The following is a 15,488-nucleotide window of genomic DNA, read 5'->3' on the forward strand; positions in this document are numbered from 1 at the left end:
ACGTTGATAGGTGGGGTGTGTAAGCGCGGCGACGTGTTGAGCTAACCCATACTAATTACCCGTGAGGCTTAACCATACAACACCCAAGAAGTGTTTCTGGCCTTGTAGCGAATGAACGAACTACTCAAAATTCAGTGATAGTGACAAGCCAAGCGCAACATCACTACTCACGTCAGCTTTCTAGATTAAGAATTTGCCTGGCGGCCATAGCGCCGTGGAACCACCTGATCCCATGCCGAACTCAGAAGTGAAACGCGGTAGCGCCGATGGTAGTGTGGCATTCGCCATGCGAGAGTAGGACACTGCCAGGCACCCAATACAAGAAACCCCGCTCATCGAGCGGGGTTTTTTATTGGCTGCAATTTAGAAAATCGCCTGATAATTGCCCCGTTTTATTCCTCTCCCTTTGAATTCCTCGTCTTTCCCGTCGGTTTTACTCATAAAAAACAGCCATGGCAGCGTAAAATAGCGCTTTATTTCGTCGGAGATAGCCCATGTTTTGTCCAAAATGCGGCGATCAAACCCTGCAGAGTGTCAGTCCCAAAGAGTTTCGCTGTGGCTGCGGTTTTCATTTTTTCCAGAATGTAGCGACGGCGGTGATGGTGGCGCTTTGCTGGCAGGACGAGGTGCTGGTTGCGGTGCGTGCCGGCAATCCGGGCAAGGGGTTGCTGGATCTGCCAGGCGGATTTGTCGATCCCGGCGAGTCGCTGGAGGGGGCGCTGGTGCGCGAGCTGCAGGAGGAGCTGGGGCTCGATGTCAGCGCCCAACCTTTTACCTACCTCGGTTCATTCCCCAATATCTATCCCTACGATGGCATCACCTATCACACCTGTGACACCTTTTTCGCCATCGTGCTGAGCGAAAAACCGGTCATCCAGCCGGCTGACGATGTGGCCGCCTGTCAGTGGCTGAAGATCAGCGATATCCCCTTGCCCCGCTTTGCTTTCGAGTCGACGCGCACCGCGATGGCGCGGTTGCAGCAATCCCCTTTGCAAGCCTGATCCTTGCTGATGACGATGGGGATTGGCAGCGACCATCCCTGTCTCATCCTTGTCCGCTTTTATCCCGCAGACGCCATTCGTCAGACGGTGAGTGGTATAGTCTGCAGTGGATCCGGATTCAAGGAGCATATCGTGAAGAAGATAGTTCTCATCTTGCTCGGCATCGCCGTGGCGGCCTTGCTGGCCATAGTGACGTTGATAAGCCTTATCGACCCCAATCAATTCAAGCCCCAACTGGCTGAACAGGTGCGCAAGAGCACGGGCCGGGAACTGGTGATGACGGGGGAGATTGACTGGCGTTTCTGGCCGAGCCTCGGCCTCTCGCTGGAAAAGGTCGCCCTGCGCAATCCGGCCGGTTTTGCCGAGCCGGATCTGGTTCGTTTCGAACAGGGTGAGGCCTCGGTGGCCCTGTTGCCGCTGCTCTCCCATCGTCTGGAGATTGGCAAGGTGACCCTGAGTGGCGCCCATCTCTTTATCCAGACCAAGGCGGATGGCAGCTCCAATCTGAGCGGACTGATCAAGGATGCCACTGCTGATGCAAGCGAACCGGTCGTCCCCGCAACCCCTGCGCCAACCGCTGATAGCACGCCCTGGCAGATCAGCTTGCAGGGTGTCGCGCTCTCCCAGGCCAGTGCGCTGGTACAGGATGATCGCAGCGGCACCTCGCTGCGACTGGATCGCCTCGATCTCGATATGGGGCAGCTGGCCACCGATCAGTGGGTACCCGTGACGCTGGCCGCCAAGGGGAGTGCCGACAAGCTCGCTTTCGATGTTAAAGGGCAGACCCAGGTCAAGCTGGCGCAGGAGGTGATGGCCAGTGAACTGAAAGATCTGAGCCTCAGTGGCAGCTTGAGTGACCCGTCTCTGCGACTCGACAGTTTCTCCATAAAGGGAGACCGATTGGCCCTCGGTGAGTGGAGCAACCTCACGTTGGCGCTGAAGGGTGCCAAGGTCGAGGGGCAGCAAGCTTCACTGGCTGGCTCGCTGGAAGGAACGCTCAAGGGACGGCTCGATAAAGAGATGAAGCTGGCCGAGCTCTCCGATGTGCTGCTGACGGCAGCGCTGGAAGGTGATGCCCTGCCGCGCCCGCAAATGAAGCTGAAACTGGCCGGTTTTGCCCGTGCCGAGCTCGACAAGCTGTTGATTACCCTGAGCAAGCTGGTGATGAGTGCCGATGAGGCGCTGTTGAGTGGTGATGGAACCGTGCAGCTTGGTGCTGTTCCCGCAATCAGCTTCGATCTCAAGGGGGAGAAGCTGGATCTCGACAAATGGCTAGCCAAATCGGCACCGACCACACCAGCGCAGGTGAAAGAGGACAAACCGGCGACCGGTGTTGCCAACACCGCTGCAAGTGACAATAAAGCGGTCACCGGCAAGAGCGAAGCCCTCTCCGCGGTTGAACCGGATCTGGGCGCGCTCAAAGGGGTGGATCTGGATGGTCGGTTGCAACTTGGCAGCCTGCGCCTGAAAGGGCTGGATCTCGGTGCTGTCGATCTGCAGGTGGCTATGGCCAAGGGACTGCTCACGCTCAAACAGTTCAGCGCGACCGTGGCTGGCGGTCAGGTAAGCGCGAACGGGGTACTCGACGCACGCCAGCAGCCCGCCACCTACAAGGTGCACAAGCAGGTGGCCGGAGTGAATATTCGCCCCTTGTTGCAGACTCTGGCTCAGAGTGATCTGCTGGAGGGCAAGGGCGATCTCGATGTGCAGGTGCAGGGGCGTGGTCTCTCTGAGTTGGCACTGCGCAACGGGATGCAGGGCAAGGTTACCTTGAAACTGAGCGACGGTGCCCTGCATGGCATCAACCTGCCGGAGATGATCCGCGAGGCGCGGGCTACCCTCACCGGCAAGGGGGCCGAGCAGGTGAAGGAGGCGCGCAAGACCGACTTCAGCGCCCTGACCGCCAGCTTCCAGATTGCCAACGGCATCGCCCGCAGCAACGACATCCAGCTCTTTGCTCCCGCCTTGCGCGTCAAGGGCGAGGGGCAGACGGCGTTGGTGCCGGAGAGCCTCGACTTCCTGTTCCTTACCTCCATCGTCGAGAGTAGCAAGGGGCAGGGAGGGAAGGATGTGGACGAGCTCAAGGAGATTACCATTCCGGTGCGGATCGGCGGCCACTGGCAAGCCCCCAGCTATCAGCTCGATGTGAAGGCGCTGCTCAGCAACAACAAGCTGCTGGAGGATAAGGCGCGCAAGGAGGCCGAACGCGGCCTCAAGAAGCTGCTGGGTGACAAGGCCGACAACGAGGCCGTCAAAGGGGTGGCTGACCAGCTGCTCAAGGGACTGTTCAAATAGGTGACGGTTCATATGGGCTGGCGGGAGCCGCGCCAATGCCGTTAGCGGTTGACCGGATGTCAGCGCCATTGAAAAATGGCGCTGACATTTTTTATGGCGCAGTGATCTGCTGCGCCTTGATCCGGAGTCATCTCGAGTTGAACCCATGCGCCTGATCCTGCTGCTCTGCTCCCTGACCTGCTACGGCATGGCGTATCCCGTGCTGGCCGGGCCGCTGGCAGATCGTCTGGCGGGCGCGCTGGCCGAGCAGGCTCCCGAACAGGCGCTGCCTCTTGACGAGGTGCAGCGGCTCGATCGTCGCCTGATCGCTCCCGACTCCCTTCATCCCGCCTGGCAGCGCTATCCGCTGCGTCAGCTGCAGGCCATCTATCGCTATCAGCAGGAGTGCGGGACAGAGAATGAGTTGCCCGCCGAGTGGCTGCCACTGCTGCGAGCGCTTTGCGGCCAAGGGGCTGTGCCCTCGACCCGCTGGTTTGCCGCTCACCCCATCTATCCGCTGGGCGGTTCCAGCGCGGCTCGCTGGCAGGTTGGTCATCCGGCGGCCGAGCTTGACGCTCTGCTCCATGTGCGGGAGCGGCGCGATCAGCTGGGGCTGCTCGGCGATGACAACCTCGACGCCCTGCTGCGGGGCGAGCGCTGGCTGCTGCAATCGGGTCAGCTCTGGCTGCTTGCCGATGGGCAGTGGCGTCGCTACGGTGCCGGGCAGTGGCTACCGCTGGCCGAGCGGCTTGGTGTGACGCTGGATAGCCGGGTCGATGGCTCCTGCCAGGAGCGGGTTGGGGGGATCTGCCTCAACGAGCGCCCCACGCTGCACTGGCAGTGGCTGGCGCTGGCCAGCACGCTTGGCTTTATCCTGTTGCTGGGGTGGGCCAGTAGGCAGCGCTGGCGCCTGCTGCGGGAGCGGCGCGTCGCATTGCAGATGCTGACCCACGAGCTGCGCACTCCCATCATGGCGCTCTCCGGCATCAGCGAGGAGCTGCGCCACGATTTCGACCAGCTGCCCCCTTCCGCCCAACAGAGCGTGGGTCAGCTGCTGGGCAGTGTCGCCCGCCTGCATCAGCTGGCGCAGGCCAGTCGCCACTATCTGGCGGCAGAGACTCTCGAAGATGAGCGGGTGGCGGTCAGTCTCACCGAGTGGCTCACCCTGGCTTGCGAGCGGCATGACGCCACCTTCTGCCTTGAGCGGGAGATGACTCTGGCGCTCCCCTTCTACTGGCTCGATCTCGCCCTCGACAACCTGCTGCGCAACGCCAGCCAGCATGGCCACGCGCCGGTTCGGATCTGTGCCAGCTGGCAGGCGGGGCGTTTGATCCTCGCGGTCAGCGATGGCGGCGAGCTGCCAAATTACCGACTCGCCACCCTGCTGCACCGCGGTGCCCGTGCCGATGGTTTGGGGCTGGGGCTTGCCATCGTGCGCCATCTGCTGCGTCGTCTTGGCGGGCGTCTCGCCCTATCCGGCCCGCCCACTACCTTTACCCTGACGCTGCCCTGCCAACTCTGGAGCGACCCCGAATCATGAAGACCATCCTGCTTGTCGAAGACGAGGCGCTGCTGGCGGAGAACCTGCAACGCTATCTGACCCGTGAAGGGTATCGCTGCCTCTGGTGCGACACTCTGGCTGCGGCGGAGCAGCAGTGGCTGACGGCGGATCTGGTGCTGCTGGATCGCACCATGCCTGAGGGGGATGCCCTCGACTGGCTGCCCCAGTGGCTGGCGCGCAAGGCACTGCCGGTGATCGTGCTCACCGCAAGGGTGGAGGTAAGCGATCGGGTGGCCGGGCTCGATGCGGGGGCGCGCGACTACCTGACCAAACCCTTCTCCCACGACGAGCTGTTGGCGCGGATCCGGGCCCAGCTGCGCCAGTTGGGGGATGGCACTCAGGCGGTGGGCTGCTTGCAGCTCCACCCCGCCCGGATGCAGGCGAGCTGGCAGGATGCGGAGGTGAGCTTTACCCCCACCGAGTTTGCCCTGCTCACCCTGCTGGTACGGATGGCGGGGCGGGTGCTGAGCCGGGAGGAGATCCTCAACCGGGTGTGGGGCTATCAGGCGTTTCCCTCCACCCGCACCGTCGATACCCATATTCTGCAGTTGCGCCAGAAGCTACCCGGACTGGCCATCGAGACGGTGCGCGGCATCGGCTACCGGCTGGAGGTGCCAGCGTGAAGCGTGCAACGCTGCTGGCTCTAAGCGTCGGCCTTCTGAACGCAAGCTGTGTGATGGCAACCGATCGCCTCCTGGAAACCGAGCACACCGACCCGCTGCAACCGGCTACCTTGGCGCTGTTGCAGGGAGATAACCGGCATGCCTGGCAATCTTTGCAGCAGGCTTGGCCTGCCCTCAACAGCGATGCCGAGCGCCGCAGCTGGCAGGGGATGCTGACTGCGCTGAGTGCCCAGCACTGCGGCAAGGATTTCCCGCTCACTCTGCCTGATGGGGTGAGCGAGCTGCGCCTTGAGCTGATCCAGCGCGATGCGCCGCTGCTGCGGGACTATCGGGTGCAGTTGACCGGCGAGGGGGCCATCACCGCCGCTGAACTCATCGATCCCGCTGGTCGCAACCGGTTGGCAGGTGCCCAGTGGGAGGCGGAAGGGAGCAAGGGGGCCAGGGTCGTGGGGGCCGATCTGCCTACGCCTTTGCCAGCCGGACTCTATCAGCTGCGGCTGGCGGTGGCTGGCAAGGAGTGGCAGGTAGTGCTGCCGCTGCCTGCGGTGCAGGATCTGGACTGGCTCTCCCGCTCGCCGCAGACGGTGGCCAATCCCCCCGCCAATCCCGCTTCGTGCACTCCGCTCTGGCTTGAGCAGACTGTGCTGGCTCGCCCGCAATACTCCCTGCTCTGGTGGCACCGCATTGCGCCCGATGAGCCGGTGAACTGGCCTGCTGCCACGCCCGACAGCTGGCGTACCCTTTCGCTGGTGCAGACCAGCCAGCGTGGCCAGCTGGTGTTGCAGCTGAGCCACAGTCAGGCGGGGCCGGTGGACTAATGGATGTCGTGATGGTCAGGTCACCGCAATCCTGACATTGGCCTGACAATCGCAGGCGGCCGATCTGCTGAAATGGCGATTCCCGTGTGTTATCAGGAATCACCGACCATGACTCTTCTTCCCGAATTAGCGAGCCGGATCCGCCCGCTGCTGCTGTTGGCGCCGCTGTTCTCCCTGCCTGCCGAGGCGCTGACCCTTGCCAACGATCAGTGGCGTATCGAGCTGGATCCCGCCACCCTGGCGGCCGAGGCTGTGCTGCCATCGGGCAAGCACCTTGCCATCTCTTCTCCCGGCCCGCGTCAGCCTGTCACCGCCTTGCAGCAGGAGGGGGTACGTGCCAACTGGCTGACCAGCTCTGATGGTGAGGTGCGAGCCTTGGCTCGCCTTGAGGGTAACCGTCTGATCCTTACCCTCAGCCGTGCGAGTGCTGGCGAGCTGGTGTGGCCGCGGGTACCGGCAGGGGCGCAGGCGCTGATGCTGCCGATCCACGAGGGATTTCGCATTCCGGCTACGCACACTGCGTGGCGCAAGGCGCTGGCGCAGGAGTATCAGGGGATCAACACCACGGATAATCTCACCCTGCCGGTGGTTGGGCTGGATCACGGCGATCAGCAGTTGGCGATCCTCTTTGCCAACCATTTCAACAACCGGCTCACCTTTGCTCCGAAGAAAGATGGCATTGCCCTCACCGCGACCCATAGCGTCAACCGCCTCAATCTGGCTGACCCCTATGAGGTGGCGGTGTCGCTGCAACCGGGCAATGACTGGCTGGCGGCGGCCAAGGCCTATCGCAGCTGGTTGCAGGCACGGGGCGAGCTGGTCTCGCTCGAAAGCAAGCTGGCGGCGGTACCGGATGGCAAACGGCTGATTGGTGCCTCTCACCTCTACCTTTGGGGCGAGCGACTGCTGGTGCCACAGGATGTGAAGAGCTGGCCCGCGCTGCGTCGGCTGATCCCCGCCGACTGGCTCAAGGGGGAGAGCAAGCGTGCGCTGCAAGCGCCCGATCTTGAGCGCAACCGCTATCTGCAAAATCTGGTGCTGACCGGAGTTGAGCAGGCGCTGGTGCTGCGCCATCCGGGTCAGCAATCGGCCGATTTCGCTGCCCGGCGTGCGCTGGCGGCCACGCAACTGGGCTCTGCGCTCAACGAGCCGCAGAGTTGGGGTGATGGCAGCTCGACCAAGATGATCGCCGCTCTCAAGCAGGCTGGACTACCCAGACTCTGGCTGGGGCTGCCCCAGTGGACTGCCGGTTTTGCTGCGCCAGAGGGGATTGCACTTGCCAAAGCGGCGGGCTATCTCATCGCTCCCTACGACTCTTACGATACCGCGCTACCGGAGGGAAATCGCCAGCAGAGCTGGCTCACCGCCCAGATGGGGCAGGATATTTACTTGCGCTGCGGCATCATGCAGGAGAACGGGCGGCGCAAGAGCGGCTTTCAAAATAGCGGCGTTTACACCAATCAGGCCTGCGTGCGTCCGGTGATGGAGCAGCGAGTGCCCAAATTGCAGCAGGCAAGCCACTACAACAGCTGGTTCCTCGATGTGGCGGCGACCGGCATGGTGTTTGACGACTTCGACCCGGCCAAGCCGACCACTCAGGCGCAGGATGCGCAAAACCGGATGGCCGGGATGGCGTGGATTGCCAGGAGTCAGGGGGTGCTGGTGGGCTCCGAGGAGGGCGGCGCGGTTGCCAACCGCACTGCGGCCTTTGCCCACGGCCCTCAGACCAGCGGCTTTGGCTGGCAGGATCCCGATATGCGCCGCAACAAGCGCTCTCCCTACTATCTGGGAGCCTGGTATCCCGAACATGAGCCCGCGTTCTTCTTTCGCCAGAGCCATTTAAAACCTGAGTATCAAGGGCTCTACTTCGATCCGGCGCTGCGGTTGCCGCTGTTCCAGAGCGTCTTTCACGACAGCATAGTGACCACCCACCACTGGACGATAGATAGCCTCAAATTCAAGGAGAGCCGTCAGGTCACCGAACTGTTGCAGCAGCTCTACAACGTGCCGCCCCTGCTCAACATCAGTCTGGATAGCGCCAGCGCTCGCATTCCCTACCTCAAGGGGCTCGATGCCTTCTTCCGCCCGCTGCATGAGCGGCTCTACAACCAGCCGCTCACCGGTTTTCGCTGGCTCGATAAAAGAGGTGTGGTGCAGCAGAGCGAGTTTGCCGATGGCACAAGATTGGTGGCCAACTTCGGCCCGGCCACCGAGCTGGCGGGGATGAAGCTGGCAGCTCAAAGCGTGCTGGCGCTGCTGCCCGATGGCAGGCGGTTGCAGTTTATTTCGCAACCGGATGGCGCCCGCTAATCTGGCGTTCTGGCTTTTATTTCACCAGAGGATGCTGTGGCAGAACTTTTCATGTATAGATGAACGTTCTGCAAAATAAACGAGAGGCAGTTCTGATGATTGAGAGTGAAGTGATTAGAGAGGTAAACCATCCGGCGTGGTCGTTGGTCTGGCAGATCTATGGCGAGAGTTTTCCCCGCTACGAGCAGCGCCAGTCACAGCATCAGCCGCAGAAGATGCGGGATCCTCGCTATCACTGCCAGATCTTTTATCAGGACGGCCTGCTGCTCGGTTTCATCTTCTGGTGGGCGTGTGGCGAGCAGATCTATATCGAGCATCTGGCCATCAATCCTGCGCTGCGCGGCAGCAACTACGGCAGCAGCCTGCTGGCCGAATTTTGCGAGTGGGTAGGCAAAACCGTCATTCTCGAGATCGATCCGCCAGAAGATGAGATTGCCATTCGCCGTCTGCGCTTCTATCAGGGGCTGGGTTTTTGTCTCAACGACTATGCCCATGTCCACCCGCCCTATCATCCTGATTATCAAGGACATGTGCTGCGGGTGTTGAGCTATCCGGGGCTTCTTGAGGAAGAGGCCTATCAGCATTTCAACAGCATGCTGGTGGAGACGGTGATGGATCACGGCTGAGCAGCCGTAAGAATGCTGTTTTACCGATAAGAGCTGGGCCCGCCTGAAGCAATTCAGGCGGGCCCATTTTCATTGCCGCTGGCGGGAATTACTCCCCCAGCAGGGTGTGCCAGACGGCGAGCACATGGCTGCGCTCACTCTGCAGCTGATCGTCGCTCACCTTGCGGGAGATCTCCGAGAGGTTGAGGCGATGGCCGAGGTTGCGGATCTCCAGATAGGCCTGCTTCAGCCCCTCCGCCTGCTCCAGGGTCAGCACCCCCGCCATCACGCACTCATCGAAGATGCGCACGTTATCGGACCAGCAGGTGAGGGCATCGGGCTCGCCGCAGGCGTGGGCCAGCACCAGATACTGGGCGATAAACTCGATATCCACCATGCCGCCGGGGGACTGCTTGAGGTCGAACTCGCCAGCCCCCGCTTTCAGCAGGTGATCCCGCATCTTGTGGCGCATCTCGCGCACCTCGCGGGCCAGGGTCGGCAGCTCCCGCTCCTTGGCCAGGACATCGCGGCGGATGCGGGCAAATTCGGCAATGATGGCGTCATCGCCATAGATGGGGCGAGCCCGCACCAGCGCCTGATGTTCCCAGGTCCATGCCTCGTTTTGCTGGTATTGCTCGTAGGCCGACAGCGACGAAACTAGCAGGCCGGAGTCGCCGGAGGGGCGCAGCCGCATATCGATCTCGTAGAGAATGCCGGAGGGGGTGCGGGTGCTGAACAGGTGCAGGATCCGCTGCGCCAGACGCAGGTAGAACTGACGGCTGTCGATGGGCTTGCGACCATCTGTGTAGCTGTTGGGATCGCCGCCGTGCAGGAAGACGAGGTCGAGATCCGAGCCGTAGCCGAGCTCGATGCCACCCAGCTTGCCATAGGCCACCACCGCAAAGCCGCGCTGGCCGCTCACCGCCACCTCGGGTGGCACCCCGTAGCGCTCGCTCATCTGGGCCCAGGCCTGATTGACCACCTCTTCGGTGATCGCCTCCGCCAGCCAGGTGAGGTGATCGCTCACCTTCATCAACGGCAGGGCGCCGGCGATGTCGGCCGCCACGATGCGCAGCAGTTGTACCTGCTTGAACTGGCGCAGCGCCTCCATCTGCTGCTCCACATCCTCTTCGGGGATGCGCAGCAGGAACTGGCGCAGTTGGGGCTTGTACTGATCGAGCGGGGTGGGATGGTAGAGGTGCTGGGGATCGAGCAGCTCATCGAGCAAAATGGGGTAGCGGGCCAGCTGCTCGCTCACCAGATGGCTGGCGTCGCACAGCCGCACCAGCTGGCGCAGGGCGCCCGGGTTTTCCGCCAGCAGCTGCAAATAGGCGCTGCGGGTGAAGATGCGGGTAAGCAGCTCACAGACCCGCTCGAACAGGCGGGCGGGTTGCTCACTGGCGACCACCAGCCGCAGCAGCTCCGGCATCAGCCAGTCCAGCGCGATGCGCCCCTGCGGCCCCACCTGACGGCGCTTGTACTCCTCCTTGAAACGCAGCAGCGCGGCGCAGAGCGGGGCGGGCTCGGCCACCCCCTGCGCGGTCAGCAGTTTTTCCAGCTCGGCGGCGTCGAGCTCGGTGCGCCACAGATCGAGCCAGAGCTGCTCCAGATGGGCGGGTGCCTCTTTCTCTTCCCCCACCACGGCGGCGAACTCCTGATGGACGGCGGCCATCTCCTCATCCAGATGAGCCATAAAGGCGTCCCAGTCAGCAAAACCCAGAGCAGCGATCAGCCGCTGGCGATCCCGCTCCTCGGTGGGCAGGGTCTGGGTCTGTTGATCGCCGATCTCCTGCAGGATGTTTTCGACCCGGCGCAGGAAGCGATAGGCATCCAGCAAGCGGTCGCAATGGGCGGATTCGAGGGCGCCGCACCGGGCGATGGCGGCCAGCGCCTGGGGCAGGTGGCGCACTCGCAGCGCCGGTTCACGCCCGCCGCGGATCAGTTGCAGCGCCTGGGCAATAAACTCCACTTCACGGATGCCGCCTGCCCCCAGCTTGATGTTGCCCTCCAGCCCCTTGCGGCGCACCTCGGCGGCGATCATCGCCTTCATCTGGCGCAGACCGTCGATGACGCCGAAGTCGATGTAGCGGCGAAACACGAAGGGGCGTAGCATCTCGGCCAGCTCGACCGCGTGCTCGCACTGGGGCCCCAGCACCCGCGCCTTGACCATGGCGTAGCGTTCCCAGTTGCGGCCGTGGTGCTGGTAGTAATCCTCCATGGCTGCGAAGGAGATGGCGAGCGGCCCCGCATCGCCAAAGGGGCGTAAGCGCATATCGACCCGGAACACCTGACCATCCTGGGTGGGCTGGTGGAGGGCGTTGATGATGCGCTGACCGAGCTTGATAAAGAACTGCTGGTTGGCGAGCTCGCGCCGCCCGCCGACCGTGTAGCCATTTTCAGGGAAGGTGAAGATAAGGTCGATGTCCGAGGAGAAGTTCAGCTCGCCGCCACCGAGCTTGCCCATACCGAGGATAAGCAGCGGTTGCGGGTTGCCGTTGCCGTCCATCGGAGTGCCCAGCTCGCCACACTGTTTGGCGTAGAGCCAGTCGCGGGCAGAGCAGATCAGGGCATCCGCCAGTTTGGTGAGGTGGATAAAGCTCTCTTCTACTTCAGCGTGGCCCAGCAGCTCGCGCCAGGCGATCACCAGCATACGGCTGCGGCGGAACTTGCGGAGGATACGCTTGAGCGCCTCTTCATCACTCACCTCGGCGAGCAGGGAGGTGAGGTCACTCTGGTAGGCGGGCCAGCGTTCGGTTCGTTCGAGATCACCGGAGGCGAGCAGCTCGGTCAGCAACTCCGGCTGTTTGAAGAGGGAGTCGGCGACAAAATCGGAGAGGCCGAGCAGGGTCAGCAGGGTCTGGCGAACGGGCTCGGGCAGCGAGCCATAGTCGGGGGCTAGCTCGACCAGTCGCTGCCATTGGCGCTCGGCCTGTTCTTGCAGCAGGGGGGAGAGGGCGGAGAAAGAGGGAGAGTGCTGGGCCACGGTTGCCGTCCTTGTGGTTCACGACAGCTGGTTAACGACACGAGGTTAACAACGCTGCCGGTTCAAAATGGTGGCTGCCAATCTAGCACTGTCAGGCTCCCGCGTCACAGCGCAGGGGCGAGAAGCATGATCCGGCAAGGAAAATGGGTTGCTGGTGGGGATATGAAGAAAGGCCCCGCAGGGCCTTTCTGTCTATGCGCTGTGGTCACGCCAGTTTGAAGGACTGGATCTGGCTGTCGAGCTCCTTGCTGTGCTGCTCGACCAGTTCGGAGGCCTCTTGCAGTTCACGCAGCACCACGACGGAGCCTTCGGCGATCTGCTTGACCTGTTCCAGATTGCCGCGCATCTCTTCGGCGACCGAGCTTTGTTGCTCGGAGGCGGCGGCGATGTGGCGGTTCATGTCGGCGACACCCTGTACCCGCTGCACTATGGTGGCGAGCTGGGTACCGGCCTGGGTCACCTGTTCCACCCCCTTGTCGGCCTGCTGTACGCTTTGGGCCATCAGCTCGCCAGCCTGATGGGCATTGCCCTGCAGCTGTTCGATCATCTTCTGGATCTCGACGGTGGCGGCCTGAGCCCGGTTGGCCAGCTCGCGCACTTCGGAGGCCACCACGGCAAAGCCGCGACCAGCTTCACCGGCGCGAGCCGCCTCGATTGCAGCGTTCAGGGCCAGCAGGTTGGTCTGCTCCGAGATGCCGCGAATGGTGTCGACCACAGAGCCAATGCGCTCGACTCCCTGCTCCACCTCGTTGACCACGGTGGCGGAGCGCTGGATGTTGCCGGAGAGGGTGTCGATGGTGCTGACGGTGTCGGCGACGCAGCGGCTCCCCTCTTCCGCCAGCTGGCTGGTTTCGGCGGTGGCGTGAGAGGCCTGATCCGCATGGGCGGCCACTTCGCGAATGGCGCCGACCATCTGGCTCATGGCGCTGGCCAGCTGTTCGATCTGGGTGAACTCTTCGTTGATCGCTTCGTTGGCCTCTTCCATGCAAAGGGTCACCTGGGAGGCGATGTCGTTGAGCTCCTTGCAGGCGGCGCGCTGGTTGCCAAACACCTCTTTGAGGTTCTCCTGCGAGTGGGAGACCGCCTTGGCGATGTCACCGAATTCGTCACGAGACTTGAGCAGTACCTTGTGGCTGAGGTCCCGCTTGGCGAAGCGCTCCAGCAGGCCCACCAGATAGTGCACCTGCTTGACCATCAGGCGGGAGCCGGTGAGCAGCAGGATCACGAACAGCAGCCCCATGATGGCGGTCTCCATCAGACCGGTCCAGAGCAGGCGATTGGAGATCGCATCCGCCTTGGCGGGATCGAGCCCTTCGCTGAGCAGGGTCGCTTCCAGATTGTTGGCGTCAAACCAGAGTTTTGTCAGTAGCAGGAGGGTACTGAACACCATCAGCAGCACCACTTTGGGTACCAACCGGATGTTGCTCATTCTTTTCTCCAGCAGGTTCAGCTGCATTGTCATTCTCCTTTTAAAAGCCGTTTTTTCCTTTGCCCTCAGGACTATCGGCATTATCTTCTCTTTTATTAATTTGCACTGTGCTTAAAGTTGGAAAATGTATGCGACATCACTTAACTCATCTGCGGGCGATGGATCTGCTGATGGCATTTCTGTCGATTATCTCGGTTGTGCTGGTGACGGCCCGCTGGTGGGGCCATGAGAGCCTGACACCACAGACTCTGCAGCTCTTCTATGACCTCGACAGTCTGATCTGCTACTTCTTCCTCGCGCACTTTGCTTATGGTTGGATCCGGGCCTCCGATCGCAAGGCCTATTTCAAGGCCAACTGGATCTATCTGCCGGGTAGCCTGCCGATGGCGGAGCAGCTGCGCTGGGCGCGGTTGATCCAGTTGTGGCGGGTCTATCAGCTGTTCAAGGAGCACCCGGATCTCTGGGCCATGTTCCGTCGCGAGCGCAACGAGACCACTCTTTCCGGCATCCTGTTCCTCTTTTTCCTGCTGCTGGGGGTGGGCTCCGGCGTCATGTACTGGATTGAGTCAGGCCAGCCCGGCAGCCAGATTGAGACACCCTATGATGCCTTCTGGTGGACGCTGGTGACCCTCTCGACAGTGGGTTACGGGGATCTGGTGCCCAAGACCGAGGAGGGGCGGTTTGTCGCCAGCCTGCTGATCCTGTTCGGGGTCGGTCTGTTCGGTGCCATCAGCGGTTTTATGGCCAGCCTGTTTTTGCAGCCCAACAAGGGGGATGGCGAGACCGACAAGTGGCGTCATCACAACAACAACCAGCAAGAGGAGCTGCTGCGTGAGATACGCGCCCTGCGCAGCGAAGTGCAGGAGCTGAAAAACAAGTGAGGCCGCGGACGGGCAAGTTGCGAGGTGACTCGCAACTCTGCGCTCTTTAATCCGGGGGAGGTGCTTTTTCTTTGCTTGTCCTTTAACCTGCTGGCGGCTTAACATTCAACCTCTTGTCCAAACCTGAAAAAGAGAATCGATCGACCATGCGCGCCCTTCTCGGGATTTTGATCTGCTTGTGTGCCCAACAGGCACTGGCCGATACCCGTTATGTTTCAGACAACATCTTTACCTATATCCACAATGGCCCGGGTACCCAGTACCGGATCCTTGGCAGCGTCAAGGCTGGTGAACCGCTGGAGGTAAAGGCGGTGAACAGCGAGGCCGGTTTCACCCAGGTGGTGGACGGTCGTGGCCGCGAGGGGTGGATCAAGAACAGCGAACTGCAGAGCCAGATCAGCCTGCGCGAGCGTCTGCCCCAGGTGGAAAAAGAGCGCGATGAGCTTAAAGATCGCTTGCAGAACCTCAACGGTGACAACGAGAAACGCTTCACCGAGAAGGATGGTCAGATCGCTGCCCAGAGCAAGGAGATCGCTGCTCTCAAGGCCCAGCTGGTCAGTCAGGGTGAGGAGATGAGCAATCTCAAAGAGCAGAATGATGCCCTGACCCAGAGCTACGACAACCAGGAGCACGACATGCAGATGGACTGGTTTATCCGTGGTGGTGCCATGGTGGGTGCCGGTATCCTGCTTGGTATCCTGCTGCCGATGCTGCCCCGTCGTCGCAGCCGTGGCGATCGCTGGATGAACTGACGCATCTGGCTGAATGAATTGCTAAGAAGGGTCGCCGTGGCGGCCCTTCTTTTTTTTGGGCACATTGGAGACATCCGCTATTGGGCGGAATGCGTGGCTGCTTTGCGATAGAGCGGCGGCAGATCGTATACAAAATGAAGTCAGATGACCCTCACGCTTGCTGGCGTATTGGCTTCAAAAGGGAGTTCATGGGGGGAATGAGCGATCTTTGTTAAAGGTTGGCAACAAATTCATTTCATATAGGGTGCAAC

General features: G+C 61.7%; 11 protein-coding genes and 2 rRNA genes. 11 read left to right on the plus strand and 2 right to left on the minus strand.

Annotation, left to right across the window (positions count from 1 at the left end):
- The 9 genes from AB5Y83_RS12225 to AB5Y83_RS12265 all read left to right on the plus strand — a co-directional run.
- Positions 1–76: ribosomal RNA gene (locus tag AB5Y83_RS12225) — 23S ribosomal RNA — on the plus strand; the annotation flags it as partial.
- A 120-nt stretch (positions 77–196) separates the two neighbouring features.
- Positions 197–311 (plus strand): 5S ribosomal RNA (rrf, locus tag AB5Y83_RS12230).
- A 183-nt stretch (positions 312–494) separates the two neighbouring features.
- Positions 495–1,001, plus strand: coding sequence for an NUDIX domain-containing protein (locus AB5Y83_RS12235; protein WP_279488339.1), 507 nt, complete (start codon positions 495–497; stop codon positions 999–1,001).
- A 132-nt stretch (positions 1,002–1,133) separates the two neighbouring features.
- A complete protein-coding gene (locus AB5Y83_RS12240; RefSeq protein ID WP_368175241.1) occupies positions 1,134–3,296 on the plus strand; it encodes an AsmA family protein in 2,163 nt (720 codons plus the stop codon).
- Positions 3,297–3,441: 145 nt separating this feature from the next.
- Positions 3,442–4,815, plus strand: a complete 1,374-nt coding sequence (locus tag AB5Y83_RS12245; protein WP_368175242.1) for a DUF3404 domain-containing protein — start codon at positions 3,442–3,444, stop codon at positions 4,813–4,815.
- A complete protein-coding gene (locus tag AB5Y83_RS12250) occupies positions 4,812–5,459 on the plus strand; it encodes a response regulator transcription factor (protein WP_368175243.1) in 648 nt (215 codons plus the stop codon). Before AB5Y83_RS12245 ends, AB5Y83_RS12250 begins: the two co-directional genes overlap by 4 nt.
- Positions 5,456–6,277 (plus strand): DUF2861 family protein, encoded by an 822-nt coding sequence (locus AB5Y83_RS12255; RefSeq protein WP_368175244.1) that lies wholly within the window; start codon positions 5,456–5,458, stop codon positions 6,275–6,277. Before AB5Y83_RS12250 ends, AB5Y83_RS12255 begins: the two co-directional genes overlap by 4 nt.
- A gap of 108 nt (positions 6,278–6,385) precedes the next feature.
- Positions 6,386–8,587: a glycoside hydrolase gene (locus AB5Y83_RS12260; RefSeq protein ID WP_368175245.1), complete on the plus strand. Its 2,202-nt coding sequence runs from the start codon at positions 6,386–6,388 to the stop codon at positions 8,585–8,587.
- 95 nt (positions 8,588–8,682) lie between these two features.
- Positions 8,683–9,213 (plus strand): GNAT family N-acetyltransferase, encoded by a 531-nt coding sequence (locus AB5Y83_RS12265; protein ID WP_368175246.1) that lies wholly within the window; start codon positions 8,683–8,685, stop codon positions 9,211–9,213.
- Between the two features lie 88 nt (positions 9,214–9,301).
- Here the strand turns inward: AB5Y83_RS12265 and glnE are convergent, their stop codons facing one another.
- Positions 9,302–12,175 carry a bifunctional [glutamate--ammonia ligase]-adenylyl-L-tyrosine phosphorylase/[glutamate--ammonia-ligase] adenylyltransferase gene (gene glnE / locus AB5Y83_RS12270; RefSeq protein WP_368175247.1) on the minus strand — a complete coding sequence of 958 codons (2,874 nt, stop codon included), beginning with the start codon at positions 12,173–12,175 and terminating at the stop codon, positions 9,302–9,304.
- Positions 12,176–12,380: 205 nt separating this feature from the next.
- Positions 12,381–13,631 carry a methyl-accepting chemotaxis protein gene (locus tag AB5Y83_RS12275; RefSeq protein WP_005362726.1) on the minus strand — a complete coding sequence of 417 codons (1,251 nt, stop codon included), beginning with the start codon at positions 13,629–13,631 and terminating at the stop codon, positions 12,381–12,383.
- Positions 13,632–13,732: 101 nt separating this feature from the next.
- Here AB5Y83_RS12275 and AB5Y83_RS12280 point away from each other — a divergent pair, with 101 nt between their 5' ends.
- Positions 13,733–14,485, plus strand: coding sequence for a potassium channel family protein (locus tag AB5Y83_RS12280; protein ID WP_368175248.1), 753 nt, complete (start codon positions 13,733–13,735; stop codon positions 14,483–14,485).
- 146 nt (positions 14,486–14,631) lie between these two features.
- The gene (locus AB5Y83_RS12285; RefSeq protein WP_005335443.1) at positions 14,632–15,237 is read left to right on the plus strand and encodes a TIGR04211 family SH3 domain-containing protein; all 606 of its coding nucleotides are present in this window, start codon (positions 14,632–14,634) and stop codon (positions 15,235–15,237) included.
- Positions 15,238–15,488 lie beyond the last annotated feature (251 nt).

The sequence above is a fragment of the Aeromonas sp. R5-4 genome, assembly GCF_040908215.1.
Lineage (GTDB): Bacteria > Pseudomonadota > Gammaproteobacteria > Enterobacterales > Aeromonadaceae > Aeromonas > Aeromonas veronii.

Bases quoted from the DNA above. Each gene is read 5' to 3' on its own strand.
- AB5Y83_RS12265 (WP_368175246.1), top strand. From the start codon at position 8,683: ATGATTGAGAGTGAAGTGATTAGAGAGGTAAACCATCCGGCGTGGTCG.
- AB5Y83_RS12285 (WP_005335443.1), top strand. From the start codon at position 14,632: ATGCGCGCCCTTCTCGGGATTTTGATCTGCTTGTGTGCCCAACAGGCA.
- AB5Y83_RS12235 (WP_279488339.1), top strand. From the start codon at position 495: ATGTTTTGTCCAAAATGCGGCGATCAAACCCTGCAGAGTGTCAGTCCC.
- AB5Y83_RS12250 (WP_368175243.1), top strand. From the start codon at position 4,812: ATGAAGACCATCCTGCTTGTCGAAGACGAGGCGCTGCTGGCGGAGAAC.
- AB5Y83_RS12275 (WP_005362726.1), bottom strand. From the start codon at position 13,631: ATGCAGCTGAACCTGCTGGAGAAAAGAATGAGCAACATCCGGTTGGTA.
- AB5Y83_RS12280 (WP_368175248.1), top strand. From the start codon at position 13,733: ATGCGACATCACTTAACTCATCTGCGGGCGATGGATCTGCTGATGGCA.
- AB5Y83_RS12245 (WP_368175242.1), top strand. From the start codon at position 3,442: ATGCGCCTGATCCTGCTGCTCTGCTCCCTGACCTGCTACGGCATGGCG.
- AB5Y83_RS12260 (WP_368175245.1), top strand. From the start codon at position 6,386: ATGACTCTTCTTCCCGAATTAGCGAGCCGGATCCGCCCGCTGCTGCTG.